Here is a 15064-nt window from a genome sequence, read left to right as displayed (position 1 = left end):
CCGTGACGGCCGGGGTCGAGCGTGAAACTGGGGCCGATCAGCCGCCGAGTGCGTCGGCGAGCGTGTCCACGACGCGCTGCTGCTGGTCGGGGGTGATCTGCGGGTAGAGCGGCAGCGACAGGATCCGTTCCGCCGCCTTCTCGGCGTTCGGGAAGTCGCCGCGGGAGTGGCCCAGATGGCGGTACGCGGGTGTGAGGTGGACCGGGGCGGGATAGTGCACGCCCGCACCGATGCCCTCGGCGTTGAGCTTGCCCACGATGTGGTCGCGGTCCGCCCCGACGACCTGGACGACGTACAGGTGCCAGACGTGGACGCTGCCCGGCGCGGTGGTCGGGAGCACGACCCGGCCGGCGGCCGCCAGGTCGGCGAGCAGCGCGTCGTAGCGGCCCGCGGCCGCCCGCCGGGCAGCGTTGCCGTCGGCCAGCCGCGCCAGCTTCGCTCGCAGGACGACCGCCTGCAGGCCGTCCAGACGGCTGTTGAAGCCGGGTACGTCGTGGCGGTACTTGGCGACGCCGCCGTGGTTCGCGATCGCGCGCACCAGACCGGCCAGTTCCTCGTCGTCGGTCAGTACCGCGCCCGCGTCGCCGTATGCTCCCAGGTTCTTGCCCGGGTAGAAGCTGGTGGCCGCGATCCCGCCGCTGCCCGGCGAACGGCCGTCACGGCTGGCGCCCTGGCACTGCGCGGCGTCCTCGACGACCCGTACGCGGTCGGGAAGCCGGCCGGTCAGCTCCGGCACGTCGGCCAGCTGTCCGTAGAGGTGCACGGGTACGACCGCGCGGGTGGCCTGGCCGACCGCGTCCAGCGCGGCCTGGGGGTCGAGCAGGTAGGTGTCGGGCAGGCAGTCCGCCAGGACCGGTCGCGCGCCGGTTCTGGCCACCGCGCCCGCGGTGGCGATGAAGGTGTTGGCGGGCACGACGACCTCGTCACCGGGCCCGATTCCGCCGGCGCGCAGGGCGAGTTCGACGGCGTCGGTGCCGTTGGCCACGCCCACGCAGTGCGCGACACCGCCGAAGTCCGCGTACTCGCGCTCGAACCGGCGGACCTCGTCGCCTCCGATGAACGCGGTGTGGGCCAGGACTCGTTCGAATCCGGCCCGTACGTCGTCGGCGACTTCCTCGTGCGCCGCCTTGAGGTCCACCAGCGGAATCTGGTTCATGTGACGGGTCCCCCCATTGTTCGCGTCGCAAGTTCGTCAAGTGCCGGGGCAGCCGCCTCGCGCAGCCGCCGTGCCGGACTCCCCGCCCAGACCTCGCCCGGCGGCACATCGCCGAGCACGGTGCTCCCCATGCCGATCAGCGACCAGGCGCCGACCGTCGTGCCTTCCCTGACCAGGGCCCCCGAGCCCAGATAAGCGCCCCGCTCCAGTCGTGCGCCCCCGCCCAGGCGGGCGCCGGAGGCGATCGTGGCGAAGTCCTCGACCACGTCGTCATGGGTGAGGACGACATGCGGCATCACCGCGACATGCGCGCCCACCCGCACGGCGGCGGTCAGGACGCAATGTGCGAGCAGGACCGAGCCGGGACCGATCCGCGAGGTCGCCGACACCGCCGCCGTCGGGTGGATCACGGTGGCGTAGCGGTCCGCGGGCAGGTCGAGCCTGCGGACCAGACGGGCGCGGGCGGCGTAGTCCCCGGGGTTGCCCACGCAGATCACCACCCGGGCGTCGGGCAGCTCGTGGACCAGGTCACAATCGCCGAGCACGGGCACACCGTCCACCTCGGTGCCGTGCAGGGCCGCGTTGTCGTCCAGGTGCCCGAGCAGCTCGATGCCGCCCGCGTCCCGTACGGCCTGTGCGGTCTCCCGGGCGAAGCCGCCCGCGCCGATGATCAGGAGCCCGCTCATCTTCGGGCCTGTTCGTGCAGCGCGGCCACGACGCGGTCCTGCTGGGCCTCGGTCATCGTGTGGAACAACGGCAGGATCAGCGAGGCCCCGCTGATTCGCTCGGTGACCGGCAGCGGCGCGCAGGGGTGGCCCTGGTAGGCGGGTTCGAGGTGCGAGGCCATGATCCCGCGCCGGGCGGAGACGCCGGCCTCGGCGAGCGCGCCGAGCAGGTCGTCCCGGCCGACGGGGAAGTCCTCGGCCAAAAGCACCCAGTAGGACTGGAAGTTGCTCTGCCCGTGCGCGGGGTCGCGTACGGGGGTGAGGCCGGGGACGCCCTGCAGCAGTGCGTCGTACCGTGCCGCCAGCTCGCGGCGGCGGACGATCATCGCGTCGAGTTTCTGGAGCTGGACCAGGCCGATCGCGGCCTGGACGTCCGTCATCCGGTAGTTGTAGCCGACCTCGAGGTAGCTCTCCAGGACCGGCTTGTTGCTTGCATGGCGCTCCGCCGCCGAGACGTTCATCCCGTGCTCCCGCAGCCGGCGCAGACGTGCCGCCCACTGGGCGTCGTCGGTGGTGACCATGCCGCCCTCGCCGGTGGTGACGACCTTGCGGGGGTGGAAGGACCAGGCGGCGATCAGCGCGCCGTGCCCCACGGACTTGCCGCCGACGGTCGAGCCGATGGCGCAGGCCGCGTCCTCGACCAGGGGAAGGTCCCAGTCGGCGCAGGCGGCACGCAGGGCGTGCACATCGGCCGGTACGCCACCTTGATGGACGACGAGGACGGCCTTGGTACGCGGGGTGCGGACCGCGTCCACGGTGGCCGCGGTCAGGTTGCCGGTGGCGAGGTCGACGTCCGCGAACACGGGCTCGGCCCCGACGTAGCGCACGGCGTTGGCGGTGGCGATGAATGACAGCGAGGGCACCACGACCTCGTCGCCGGGCCCCAGTCCGAGCGCGACGAGCGACAGGTGCAGGGCGGTGGTGCATGAGCTGACCGCGATACCGTGCTCGGCGCCCACCCGCTCCGCGAAGTCCCGCTCGAAGGCGGCGACCCGGGGCCCCTGGGCGACCCACCCGGACAGCACCGCGTCGGAGGCGGCCCTGGCCTCCTCCTCGCCCAGCCAGGGGATCATCACGGGGATGCGATCCGCGCTCATCGCGAGGCCTCCCCGGCGGCGGCGTCGGCGGCGCGCTCTGCACGCCACCACTCCACCAGGTCCCGCAATCCCGTGCGCAGGTCGATCTGCGCGGTGAAGCCGAGCCGTTCGGCGGCCTGTGTGACGTCCGCGAGCCGCCGGCTCACACCGTTCACCGTGCGGGCGGGCCCGTGCACCGGCTCCAGGTCCGATGCGCCCATCGCCTCCAGCAGGCCCTGGGCGAGCTCGAGCAGCGAAGTCTCCGCACCGTTGGCGATGTTGAACACCTCGTCGGTGAGATCCGACTCGGCGGCCAGCACATTGGCCCGGGCGATGTCACGGACGTCGACGAAGTCCATGGTCTGCGTGCCGTCGCCGAGAATCAGCGGCGGCTCGCCCGCCTCGATGCGCTCCATCCAGCGGATGAGCACTTCGGTGTAGAGGCCGTGGATGTCCATCCGGGGGCCGTAGACGTTGAAGTAGCGCAGTGCCACGTAGTCCAGTCCGTACATGGCGTGGAAACTGCGCAGCATGCCCTCGTTGAAGGCCTTCGCCGCGCCGTAGAACGTGTCGTTGTTGTACGGGTGATGGCGTTCGGTCGTCGGGAAGGCCTCGGCCATGCCGTAGACGGACGCCGAGGACGAGGCGATCACCTTGCCCACCCCGGCCTCGGCCGCCGCCTCCAGGACGTTGAAGGTGCCGTCGACCAGGACTTCGTTGGCGAGCCGGGGTTCCTCCGCGCACTGGGTGATGCGTATCGCGGCGAGGTGGAACACCAGGTCGGCGCCCTCGGTGACCTTCCGTACGGTGGCGGCGTCCCGGATGTCGCCCTCGACGACCTCCACGACGCCGCTGGGCAGGGCCCGGGCGAGGTTGGCCCGCCGCCCGCGCACGAAGTTGTCCAGCACCACGATCTCGCGGGCGCCACCCTCGGCCAGGAGGTCGACAAGGTTGGAGCCGATGGTGCCCGCTCCCCCGGTGACCAGGATCTTCTTGCCTCGTACGCTGCTCAACTGCCTTGCCCTCTCGGTGAAATAAGACCGTCAACGCCCGGCACGCAGGCCGACGACCGCGCCCCGGAATTCCAGACTCCGGGACGCCGCCTCAAGAATGTCCAGCACCCGCAGGCCCGCCCGGCCGTCGGTGAGTGGCGCCCGCCGCTCCTTGATCGCGTCGGCGAACTCCTCGACCATGCTGCGCAGCGCTTCCTTCTCACCGATCGCCGGGGCGACCATGTCCCCGGAGCGGTACGAGACGAGCATCTCCCTGCGCTCGTCCGCGCCGATCTCCTGCGGCGCGGCCAGGTCCACGCCCCGGTCGTAGATCGCCACCCGCTGGACGGGGTTCAGGTCGTCCCAGATCAGGGTGCGTTTGGCGCCGCCCACCATGGTCGTCCGAACCTTGGTCGGGGAAAGCCAGTTGACGTGCACGTGGGCGATGGCGCCCGTGTTGAGCTGAAGCGTCAGATAGGCCACACAGGCCTGTCCCGCGCCGATCGGGTCGGCCCCGTGGGCGGCGACGGCGACCGGCTCGACGTTGTCGGGGAGGATGAAGTCCAGGATCGACAGATCGTGCGGGGCCAGGTCCCACATGACGTCGATGTCCTTCTGGACGAGCCCGAGATTGATGCGAACCGAGTCGACGAAGTGGATCTCCCCGAGTTCGCCGGAGCGGACCAGTTCCCGGATGCGGCCCACGGCGGGCGTGTAGCAGTAGGTGTGGTCGCACATCAGGGTGAGCCCGCGCTCCTCCGCCTCGGTCACCAGCCGCATCCCGTCGGCGTAGGTCGCCGCGAGCGGCTTCTCCACGAGGACGTGCTTGCCGGCGCGCAGGGCGGCCAGGGCGATGTCGAGGTGGGTTCCGGCGGGCGTGGCCACGGCGACGGCGGCCACGGAGGGGTCGGCCAGTACGGCCGCGTAGTCCGAGGTCGCCTCGACCGTCGAGTAGCCTCCGAGGACCCGGTGGGCCCGGTCCACGTCGAGGTCGCACAGCCAGCGCAGCCGGAACCGCTCGCTGGCCTGGAAGTTGCGTACGAGGTTGGGTCCCCAGTAGCCGGCCCCGACGACGGCGACCCCCAACGGCTCCGTGGTCTGCGTCACTTGGCTCCTCTTCCCTTGGTCCATCAGTACGCCCCCGTTCCTCGCACCACGGCGGACCCGGTGCGCAGCAGGATCGACAGGTCCAGGCCCATCGACCAGTTGTCGACGTATCCGAGATCGAGCCGGACCGCCTCGTCCCAGGGCAGGTCGGAGCGGCCGCTGACCTGCCACAGCCCGGTGAGGCCGGGCTTCACGAGCAACCGGCGCTTGATGTCCGGCGTGTACGCCTCCACCTCTTCGGGCAGCGGCGGGCGGGGGCCGACGAGCGACATATGGCCCTTGACCACGTTGATGAGCTGTGGCAGTTCGTCCAGCGAGCTGCGGCGCAGAAACGAGCCGACCCGGGTGATCCGCGGGTCTCCCTTCACCTTGAACAGCAGGCCGTCGCTGTTCTGGTTGAGGTGCTCCAGCTCCGCCCTCAGGGCCTCCGAGTCCTGCCGCATCGTGCGGAACTTGAGCATGGTGAAGTGGTCGCCGTACCGGCCCACCCGCTGCTGTCTGAACAGCGCGGGCCCGGAGCTGTCCAGCCGGACGATCAGGGCCATCAGCAGCATGGGCAGGGCGAGGAGGACCAGGAGCGCCCCGGCGAAGGAACGATCCAGCAGTTCCTTGGGCAGCCGGGAGACCCGGGAGAGGTTCGGCGCCTGTATCCGCACCAACGGCACCCCGTTGGTGGGCCGTACCGCCAGCCGGGAGGCGGACACGTCGGCCAGCACGGGCGCCAGCAGGAAGTCGACACCCTGCACGGCTGCCGTCCAGGACATCCGGCGCAGGACGGAGGCGTCGTACTCGGGTGCCGGCAGCACCACCACGGTGCTGATGCCCAGGGCCCGGACCACGTCGTTCATGTCGCCGACGCCGCCGAGGACGGGGAGTCCCAACTTGCGGATGTCCCTGGCGTTTTCCGGATCGCTCAGGCACACTCCGGCCACCTGAAGCTCCTGTACGCCGCCCCGCTGCAGCACGGCGACCAGCTCCATGATGCCGCGCGACGGCCCGACCAGAAGCGTCGCGCTCCGGTCCCGGCTCCGTGCCCATCGTCTGTGCAGTCGGCGGCGCAGCGTGTACCGGACCGGCAAGGCGATCGCGGTGGCCGGCACCGCAGCCATGGTCATGTCATGGAGGAGGCCCGAGTCATGCGTGAACAGGTAGTACGCACACGCGGCCAGCGCCGGCAGTGCGACACCGCCCCGAAGCACCCGTCGGTACTCCTCGGTCCCCATGCCCAGAGCGCTGCGGTCGTAGGAGCGATGGGCGAGCATGGCGGCGATCCACGTCGGGGGCAGCGCCAGGGCCACCGCCCAGCGGCCATAGGCCGCGTGGACCAAGAAAGCTGCGGCAGCGGCCACTAAACCGTCCGCGACCAGCAGGACTATCCGGTACTTGTGTTCCCAACGTCTTCGGCGCGCTTCCGGACTTCTGCGCTCCACAACCAGTTGCTCATGCGTGACCTCAATGGTCATGCTCCCCCCACCACATGCGCGGCTACCCCTGACCGAAGTGCCCATCATTCAGCGGCACCGGAAAGCGAGGGTGCTTCAGCGGTCCCCAACCGCCTCATGCCCCCAGCATGCTGGTTACTGACTGTTCAAATACTCTCAACAAGCCGAACCGTGACAAGCAGTCAAGACCAGTTCCCCACCCAAACCGGTCCGGCGAACCTCAATCTAGACCACGGGAAGCAGCCGCGGGAACAGTTGGACGAAACACACATCGCAATAGCGACACCGGCGGCATACTGCCCAGGTGACGAGCATCGTGATACCGGCCCACAACGAGGCGCGAGTCATCGGCCGGCTCCTCGATTCGCTGCTGGCCGATACCTCCGAGGACGATTCCTCCAAGGTCGAGACCGACATCGTGGTCGTATGCAATGGCTGCACGGACGACACCGCGCGGATCGCGGCCGCGCGTGGCCCGCGCGTGCGGGTGGTCGAGATCCCGGTCCCCTCCAAGCACACCGCCCTGCGGACGGGAGACGATCACGCGCGTGGCTTCCCCCGCGTCTATGTGGACGCCGACGTCGTGATCGCGGGCGCCGACATACGGGCGTTGACCGCGCCTCTGAACGACGACACCTCGGGTGTCCTCGCCACCGCCCCCGAACGGCAGATCCCGCTGGACGCCTGCGCATGGCGGGTCCGGGCCTACTACCAGGTGTGGCAGCGACTGCCCGCCGTACGCGCGGGCCTGTTCGGCCGAGGGGTCATCGCGGTCTCCAAGGCCGGGCACGCCCGGATCGCCGAGCTGCCGCCGCTCATGGCGGACGACCTGGCCGCATCCCTGGCCTTCGGTCCGGAGGAGCGGCTCGTGGTCGACTCGGCCCGAGTCGTGGTCCACCCGCCGCGCACATGGCCGGATTTGATCAAACGGCGGATCCGGGCCGCGGTGTCCACCGCCCAGGTCGAACGGCATCAGAGCCCCGAAGAAGCCTCGGCACGCACCAGCACGGCAGATCTCAAAGCTCTGCTCCGCGGGGAACCGAAGCTCTTCCTCGCTGTCATCGTCTTCGTCGCGGCGGCGGTCGTCGCCCGGCGGGGGGCCAAGAAAGCCATCCGGGCACAGGACTTCGGCACCTGGCTACGGGACGAGAGCAGCCGGCAGAACTGATCGCACCGCACCTGGAGCCTTGATCATGTATCTCACCGACCGCTCCGCGCCACCGGCGGCCGACACCGAGCCGGGCCGAAGACGCGGCCTGCGGCCCAAGGTCGCCCCGGTGGTGCTCGTGCTGGGCACGGTCAGCCTGATCACCGACATCTCCTCGGAGATGGTCACCGCCGTCCTGCCGCTCTACCTCGTCACCACCCTCGGCTTCAGCCCACTGGGATTCGGCACCCTCGACGGCGTCTACAACGGCGTCAGCGCGCTGGTCCAGCTGACCGGCGGCCACCTCGCCGACCGGGTGCGCAACCACAAGCTGATGGCCGGACTCGGCTACGGCCTCTCCGCGCTGTGCAAGCCACTGCTCCTGCTCGCGGGCAGCCTCGGCACGCTCGGCACGGTCCTCGCCCTGGACCGGACCGGCAAGGGCCTGCGCACCGCTCCGCGCGACGCGATGATCTCCCTGTCCACGCCGCCCGAGAGCCAGGGCCGGTCCTTCGGCGTGCACCGCGCGATGGACACCACCGGCGCGATGCTGGGCCCGCTGGCGGCCTTCCTCATCCTGCGTGCGGCCGCCGACGGCTACGACGCCGTGTTCGGCGTGAGCGCCTGCGTCGCCGTGCTCGGCGTGCTCGTACTCGTGCTGTTCGTACCCGGCAGACGCCAAGGCGCGCCGACGGACGAGGCAGGTACACCGGACGGCAAACAGCCCGTCCGCGTACGCGAAGCGCTGGCACTGCTGCGCCTGCCGCGTCTGCGGGCGCTCGCGGTCTGTGCCGCGCTGCTCGGCCTGACCACGGTCAGCGACGCCTTCGTCTACCTGCTCCTGCAGCGGCGCGTGGGCATCGGCGAGGAGTGGTTCCCGCTGCTGCCGCTCGGCACCGCCGCAGTGTTCCTGCTGCTGGCCGTGCCCGTCGGCACGCTGGCCGACCGGGTCGGGCGGCACACGATGTTCCTCGCCGGACACGCAGGACTGCTCACCGGCTACGCCCTCCTGCTGTGGGCCCCGGCCACGCCGGCTCTTCCCTGTCTCGTACTCGCCCTGCACGGCACCTTCTACGCGGCCACCGACGGCGTGCTCCCCGCCGCCCTCGCCGGCCTCGTGCCCGAGCAGCTGCGCGCCAGTGGCCTCGCCATCGTCGGCACCAGCCAGGCATTGGCTCGGTTCTGCTGCTCGCTGGCCTTCGGCGCCGCCTGGACGACCTGGGGAGACGGCCCGGCGCTGGCCGGTGCAGCGGTCGGCCTCCTGTGCTGCGCGGCCGTAGCCGGCATGGTGTTGCGGCCGACGAAAGAAACCCGATGACCACCACAGCCACAAGGATCCGAATGACACCGCTGCGCCGCCGCCTTCTCATACTCGTCACGGCGGTGCTGCTCCTCGCAGGGCTGGGGACCGGAGTGGTCCTGCACGCCGCCGCCCGCGCGGATCGGGCGAACCAGCCGCAGCCGGGCGGCCCCGCCGTCAGCTCGGGCACGTTGACGCTCGGCCAGAAAGGCCGCCTGGCCTTCCTCAACGCGGCCGCCGGCCCGCACCGCACCGCGGTCGCCTCGGTCCCGTCCAGCGACCCCAAGGGCGCCCGGATCGCCTCGAACCTGAAGTGCGCGCGCTTCTACGCGGCGGCCGGCACGGGCGTCTGCCTCCAGTCCGTCACCGGGGTCCTCAAGCAGAGCAACCGCGCCCTGATCCTGGACGCCAGCCTCCGCACCCTGCGCACCTTCCCACTCGCGGGCACCCCCAGCCGGGCCCGTGTCTCGCCCAGCGGCCGCTTCGCCGCCTGGACCGTCTTCGTCTCCGGCGAGTCCTACTCGTCCGCCTTCTTCTCCACCCGGACCTCGATTCTGGACACCCGCACGATGCGGCTGACTCCCAGCCTCGAGACGTTCTCCATCGTCAAGGACGGCAAGCGCTACCACGCCTCGGACATCAACTTCTGGGGTGTCACCTTCGCGTCCGACGACGACACTTTTTACGCCACCCTCAACACCGCCAACCACACCTACCTGGTGCGCGGTTCACTCTCCCGGCATACGGTCACCACACTCGTCCAGAACGTGGAGTGTCCCTCGCTCTCGCCCGACGGTACCCGTGTCGCCTTCAAGAAGCGGGTCCTGTCCGGTACCGCCCTCTGGCACGAGTACGTCCTCGACCTGAGGACTCTCAAAGAGACGGCGCTGGCCGAACGCCACAGCGTCGACGATCAGGCCACCTGGCTCGGCAACCACACCGTCGCCTATGCCCTCCCCGCCAATGGCAAGGTCGGCAGCAGCGATCTGTGGAGCGTGCCCGCCGACGGCACGGGGACTCCTCGCGTGCTGATCGCGGGTGCATCTTCTCCGGCGCCGTTGTAGACCGGGATCGGCTCACCGCCTGCTACCGCCCGCTGAGCTGCCCCGACTGCCCCGCGGGTGTACGGAACGCGAGGCAGCCGGGCGCGCGATCGGTGGATCAGCCTTGGACGACGAACGTCCTGGCCCTACCGGAGCGGCTGGAGCAGGACTGCTTCTCCTTGGCCGTCATCTTCCGGGACTTGACGACCACCGCGTTGCTCTGCCCGTCCGTCCCGTTCGGGGCAGGCCCCGTGACGACGTCGGGGACGAACCAGAAGTAGTGGCCCCACTTCCGGTCGTCGTAGTGGGTCTGCCAGGTTCCGGAGACCGTCTGCATCACCTGAGCACGGGCGATCCAGCCGACTTCACCGGGTTTCACCGTCATGTTGACGGAGCTGGTCTCCGAGTGCGAGCTCGACCAGGTGTGGCTGTAGGTCGCCGTCACACTGACATCGATGATGTCGGCGATCTTGCCGCCGACGGTCACGGACACGCCCGCCGAATCCGTGGAACCGACCGTGTCGGACCAGGTCATCGACTGGGTGGCAGGCGAGGTGCTGCAGTTGTAGAGCGAGTCGGAGACCCGGTGGAAATCTCCGAGGTACGCCTCGCCCAACTGGGGTTCATTGAAGGTGCACTTGCCCGCACCCGAGTCGCAGTCGGCTATGAGCTGTGCCCGGGTGGGCTGGTCATCGGCCGAGGCCGGGGCGGCTATCGCCGCGACCATGCCCAGGGCGGCCGCCGAGAGCGCCAGCATCCGTCCGCCGTAGCGCATCATGCGGTTGTTCGCCATACATGTGCCTTTCGCTGTGCATGAGGGGGGTCGGCGATCGCAGGCAAACGGCTGAGCAGTTACCGCGATCACCGCCTGTTGCGATCCAACAGACGCAACAACTGACTTATCTACACCACCAGTTGACGAAATCCCAGCCGTGAACGACCTTCTGCCCATAAATGATCGGCAGATCCTCTTCGCCTCCTGCGATGACGAGCCACTCTCCCCGGTCGACAAAGGTGGCCTACCACCGCTGTGTTCTGATACGACAGTGGATCTCGGCTCGTGGCCGATCACGCTCGGTGAGGCGTGGTGAAACACGGTGGCGGACCCGGACTTCAGCACACATTGCGGTAAGGCAGCTCAGTCGGGTACGTCCGCCACTGCTCTCGCGCAAGTCACCCGCCGGCCTGCTCGCACACCCTGGCGGCAATGCGTTGCGGGTCGACGGGATACATCCGCAGTGACACGTGCTCTCCCGCGACCTGGAGGGCCCGGCCGTCGTGGGTGAAGGACAGTGCAAGGATCCGGTCCCCGGAGGTCGGCAGGGGGAGCCCAGTGGCCGGCGTCGTCACCCGACGGCCGGCCGGTCGCCAGAGGGGCTGAACTGCGGCAGGGTGGACGGCCCGTTCCCCAGTCGCCGTACGACGGAACGGCCGGACGGGAGGGCGACGAGCGCGGAACAGGCGGTCGCAAGAAGCCGGCCGTCGGGCCGCAGGGCCATGGAGTGTGACGCGTCATACGGGCGCCCCAGAAAGAGGAGTGCGCAACGCCGTGGCGCGCGATCCGGTGTCCCGTGCGCAGGTCCCACCGCTCCCACACGTCCGCGCTGGACCGGTAGAGCAGGAGGGAGTGCTGGTCGGGGCCGAGTACGAAGTCGTTGCCCAGGGTCTCGTCCGGTTTCTGACGGGTGATGTCAAAGGACGACGGGGTCGACCGCTGTCTCAGCTGCCGCCTGTCGCCACCGTTCCTCCCACTCCTCCATGTCGCCACCGCAAGCGCGCACACAAGCAAGGGCAACCGGCAGGGTCGGCAGCCGCTCCCCCGCCGCCGCCTGCGAGAGCGTGCTTGCCCCCTGCCCCGTCCGCTGCGCCATCACCCAATACGTCGGACTCCCGGCCTCCGCCCGGGAGTTTGCGCAACTCGGCCGCGAACCGCTGCACGGGTCCCGTGCTCGGATCCAGTGGGCTCTCCGGACGCCCCGCCATCGACACCTCACCCCTCTGCCCGCCCGCCTCCCCGGTAGACACGACGCGGGGCCGGATGACGTACGCACACCTCTGCCAGGAGGCAACCCGAGAGCGCCGTCTTTGGTCAGAGCCGCAACGCCGCGCCCGTGACCTGCGGCGCGGCCATTGATCAGGGTGACGGAACCGGCTGCCCATTCAATTGCGGGCCCGCTGAACTCGGTGGTGCAAGGCGGTCGCCCCGCCTCCCGGTGCCGGCTTCACCACGAGCAGGTGGTGCTGCCGGGCCGGCCAGAGGCGGGGCGGTCCATCACCCGAGTGACATCCGAAGGAGTCAGCGTTCATGAGTGAGAACGAGCAGGTCCCGCCGTACCCGGAGGGCGGCGCGGGCATCTTCGACGTCGATCCCGACCAGACCGGCATCAGCCAGGACCCCGACCACGAGGTCACCTCCGACCTCGACGCCCTCCCCGACGACATGGAGCTCTGACACCGCCATGGGAACCGCAAAGGGAATGATCGCCGCCGCACGCAAGCTGCTGGGCACCACCGAGCACCCGCCCGGCTCGAACCACAACCTCATCACCTCCTGGTACGGCTTCTCCGGACCGTGGTGCGACATGTCCATCAGCTACGAGGCCGCCCACTCCGACAACCTCAAGGCCGTCATGGGCAAGTTCGCCCTGACCACCGCACACGCCCGCGCCTTCCAGAACCGGGGCCGCTGGCACTACGGCATCGGCGGCATCCGCCCCGGAGACGTCGTCTTCTTCGACTTCTCCGGCGGCCGCTCCATCAGCTCCATCAAGCACGTCGGCCTGGTCGAGGCCGTCCACTCCAACGGCACCATCACTACCCTGGAGGGCAACACCTCCGACGCGTTCCGCCGCCGGGTCCGGGGTCGCGCCTGCGTGGTCGGCTACGGCCGCCCCGCCTACGACAACGCCGCCCCGATGCCCTCGCACGACGGCATCCTGCGCCTGGGCTCGACCGGTAACTCCGTCAAGACACTCCAGAAGAACCTCAACACCGTCCAGAAGGCCGGCCTCACCGTCGACGGCCGGTTCGGCCCCGCCACCGACAAGGCCGTCCGCACCTTCCAGGCCAAGCACAAGCTCACCGTGGACGGCGAGTACGGCCCGCACACCGCCGCCGTCATGAAGGCCGCCCTTACCGGCCGCACCGGCGTGATCAAGCCGAAGGCCCTGGTCGCCGCACCCGCACTCCTCGACGTGGACGGCCAGTTCGGGCCGGCCACATGCGCGGCCCTGCAGCGGGTGCTGAACACCAAGACGTCCGCAGGACTGGAGGTCGACGGCGCCTTCGGACCGCTGACCGTCAAGGCTCTGCAGACCTACCTGCACGTGACCGCCGACGGCATCACCGGCCCGGACACCACCACCGCCCTCAACAAGCACCTCGGCCTGACGCCCCAGGACACCTGGGACACCAACACCACCAGCCAGCTCCAGAAAGCCCTCAACGCAGGCGCCTTCTAACGGCTGACCGACGGCAGCGACATCGGCGTCCGGCTTGCCCGTCGGGCGCCGATATCGTCACCCCGGGTTGGGGCTGCGTATCGCCGGGCCTGCTGGTGGACCCTGTACTCCGCGTCTCCGGCCGCCGGACAGCGGATGCGGTGGACAGACGCGGATCGGCGGCAGCACGGGCGCGCACGTCGGGGTCGGGGTCGTGGCTGAACCGCTCGACCAGTTCGTCGGGCGAGTCAGGATCGTCGAGCGCGAGGAGACGCACGCGCGGCCGCGGGTCGTCCGCGAAGCGGAGCAGCTCGTGCCGGGGAAAGTTGGGGTGGTTGCGGGGGCGGCCGGGGAACGAAAAAACCCCAACCACCACGTCCACACATCGAGAAGCATCTCCGCCGGGGCATCGGCACAGGATTCGACGAGAAAGAGATGCACGACGCGGTCCTCGTCGCGGGCGAGGAGGCTCACCACATCCGCAGGCAGACGCGGCGCGCGGGCCACGCTGCGGCGGATCCATCGTTTGGGGGATACTGCCAACTGCCACATGGCGTCCGGATTTTCGTAGAAGGCGACGACCCACCACAACGCGTACGTCACGTCCTTCTGATCGATGTCGGGAACCGCATCCGCCAAGTCGGCGATCTCGGCCGGCGTCGCGGGCGGCTGAGCATCGGGATGCTGCGGGCACTCGATGCCCCTATGGTCAGCCGACAGGAGCAGACGGTGGGCCCGGAGGCGTGCGAGCCAGCCGTCGGCCGGGCCGAGTCCGCGGAGCGTGGCGGGCGGTGGCCGCGCCCGGCCTCCGAACCCAACGCGTTGACAAGCACGACACGTTCCTCGGCCCCGCCGTATGTCGGAATGAGCCGAACCTCACCTGAGGGGGACGGTCGCCCAGATCGATCGGGTGCCGTCGCGTTCTATGCGGGTGCCGAGTGCTCGGGCGGAGCTGGCGACGATCCCCAGTCCGCGGCCGAACCCGGGGGCGTTGTGCCAGTGCTTGGCGGACATTGCTGTCCCTTGGTCACGTACCTGGATCCGAAGGTGATTCTTATTTCTTTGCAGGTTGGCGCTGATGACGGAGCTGCCGGTGTGCACGATGGCGTTCGTGGCGAGTTCCGTGGTGATCAGCAGGGCCGTATGGCGAATGTCTTCGTCCGTCAGGAGTTGCTGGTCGAGCCATGAGCGAGTCACGCTCCGGCAGACCGGGACGGCGCGGTCCACAGCCGGGAATCGAAAGGTGATGGTACGGGATCGGGACCCTACGTCGGTCAATGCGCGAGCCGAAGGCGTATTGGGCCATCGCTCGATTTCTTGGCGGGAAATGGTGATCGGCACGCGCGCACGTGCAGTCGTTAACATGACTCTCCTGGTACTCGCGAGGGCGCATGGGCAGTAAGGGCTGGTGGCTCGCAGCGGCGCGCGGCAACGTTCGTGACGCGGCGAGGAGGCTATTTCACGTATGAAACAGAAAGAGCCAGGCAGCGTGCGTCGGTGCGCGGCTTGCGGCGTGAAGCGAAGGCGCTCACAGCGTAGAGGGGCGTATGCGTGTGCCTGCTCTCCATTGTCCACAAGCCCACCTCACGCATCGACGGCGCGGTGCAGTCCTGCAACGGGCACTCGAGTGTGCCGG

At 69.7% G+C, this 15064-nt stretch carries 13 protein-coding genes and 1 pseudogene; 5 read left to right on the top strand and 9 right to left on the bottom strand.

What is annotated here, in order from left to right; translation table 11 throughout:
- Window positions 1-37 precede the first annotated feature (37 nt).
- From Q8A52_RS15770 to Q8A52_RS15745, 6 genes are read right to left on the bottom strand one after another with little or no spacing between them, the layout of a single operon-like run.
- Window positions 38-1156, bottom strand: a complete 1119-nt coding sequence (locus Q8A52_RS15770; RefSeq protein ID WP_316752363.1) for a DegT/DnrJ/EryC1/StrS family aminotransferase — start codon at window positions 1154-1156, stop codon at window positions 38-40.
- A complete protein-coding gene (locus Q8A52_RS15765; RefSeq protein WP_316752362.1) occupies window positions 1153-1842 on the bottom strand; it encodes an acetyltransferase in 690 nt (229 codons plus the stop codon). Before Q8A52_RS15765 ends, Q8A52_RS15770 begins: the two co-directional genes overlap by 4 nt.
- Window positions 1839-2978: a DegT/DnrJ/EryC1/StrS family aminotransferase gene (locus tag Q8A52_RS15760; protein WP_316752360.1), complete on the bottom strand. Its 1140-nt coding sequence runs from the start codon at window positions 2976-2978 to the stop codon at window positions 1839-1841. The genes Q8A52_RS15765 and Q8A52_RS15760 overlap by 4 nt, the downstream gene beginning before the upstream one ends.
- Window positions 2975-3970, bottom strand: a complete 996-nt coding sequence (locus Q8A52_RS15755; RefSeq protein ID WP_316752358.1) for an NAD-dependent epimerase/dehydratase family protein — start codon at window positions 3968-3970, stop codon at window positions 2975-2977. Before Q8A52_RS15755 ends, Q8A52_RS15760 begins: the two co-directional genes overlap by 4 nt.
- A gap of 30 nt (window positions 3971-4000) precedes the next feature.
- On the bottom strand, window positions 4001-5056 hold the full coding sequence (locus Q8A52_RS15750; RefSeq protein ID WP_316752356.1) for a Gfo/Idh/MocA family protein: 1056 nt from the start codon (window positions 5054-5056) through the stop codon (window positions 4001-4003).
- A 23-nt stretch (window positions 5057-5079) separates the two neighbouring features.
- Window positions 5080-6519, bottom strand: a complete 1440-nt coding sequence (locus Q8A52_RS15745) for a sugar transferase (protein WP_316752354.1) — start codon at window positions 6517-6519, stop codon at window positions 5080-5082.
- A gap of 283 nt (window positions 6520-6802) precedes the next feature.
- On the opposite strand from Q8A52_RS15745, the gene Q8A52_RS15740 reads away from it, so the two are divergent.
- The 3 genes from Q8A52_RS15740 to Q8A52_RS15730 are packed head-to-tail and all read left to right on the top strand — an operon-like array spanning window position 6803 to window position 10009.
- The gene (locus Q8A52_RS15740) at window positions 6803-7666 is read left to right on the top strand and encodes a glycosyltransferase (protein ID WP_316752353.1); all 864 of its coding nucleotides are present in this window, start codon (window positions 6803-6805) and stop codon (window positions 7664-7666) included.
- A 25-nt stretch (window positions 7667-7691) separates the two neighbouring features.
- Window positions 7692-8963, top strand: a complete 1272-nt coding sequence (locus tag Q8A52_RS15735) for an MFS transporter (protein ID WP_316752350.1) — start codon at window positions 7692-7694, stop codon at window positions 8961-8963.
- A 23-nt stretch (window positions 8964-8986) separates the two neighbouring features.
- Window positions 8987-10009, top strand: coding sequence for a TolB-like translocation protein (locus tag Q8A52_RS15730; RefSeq protein ID WP_316752346.1), 1023 nt, complete (start codon window positions 8987-8989; stop codon window positions 10007-10009).
- Window positions 10010-10106: 97 nt separating this feature from the next.
- Here Q8A52_RS15730 and Q8A52_RS15725 read toward each other — a convergent pair whose 3' ends face one another.
- Together Q8A52_RS15725 and Q8A52_RS15720 are read right to left on the bottom strand one after the other, a co-directional pair.
- Window positions 10107-10781, bottom strand: a complete 675-nt coding sequence (locus tag Q8A52_RS15725; protein WP_316752344.1) for a hypothetical protein — start codon at window positions 10779-10781, stop codon at window positions 10107-10109.
- 913 nt (window positions 10782-11694) lie between these two features.
- A pseudogene (locus Q8A52_RS15720) lies at window positions 11695-11971 on the bottom strand (helix-turn-helix domain-containing protein); the annotation flags it as partial.
- A 322-nt stretch (window positions 11972-12293) separates the two neighbouring features.
- Between Q8A52_RS15720 and Q8A52_RS15715 the strand changes: the two are divergent.
- Window positions 12294-12440 carry a hypothetical protein gene (locus tag Q8A52_RS15715; RefSeq protein ID WP_316752342.1) on the top strand — a complete coding sequence of 49 codons (147 nt, stop codon included), beginning with the start codon at window positions 12294-12296 and terminating at the stop codon, window positions 12438-12440.
- Between the two features lie 7 nt (window positions 12441-12447).
- On the top strand, window positions 12448-13449 hold the full coding sequence (locus Q8A52_RS15710; RefSeq protein WP_316752341.1) for a peptidoglycan-binding protein: 1002 nt from the start codon (window positions 12448-12450) through the stop codon (window positions 13447-13449).
- Between the two features lie 855 nt (window positions 13450-14304).
- Here Q8A52_RS15710 and Q8A52_RS15705 read toward each other — a convergent pair.
- Complete coding sequence (locus tag Q8A52_RS15705; RefSeq protein WP_332845893.1) at window positions 14305-14793, bottom strand: ATP-binding protein; 489 nt, start codon at window positions 14791-14793, stop codon at window positions 14305-14307.
- Window positions 14794-15064: the final 271 nt, after the last annotated feature.

Source organism: Streptomyces herbicida (assembly GCF_032656585.1).
GTDB classification, from domain to species: Bacteria; Actinomycetota; Actinomycetes; order Streptomycetales; family Streptomycetaceae; genus Streptomyces; species Streptomyces herbicida.
This window is presented reverse-complemented; position numbering and strand designations above follow the sequence as displayed.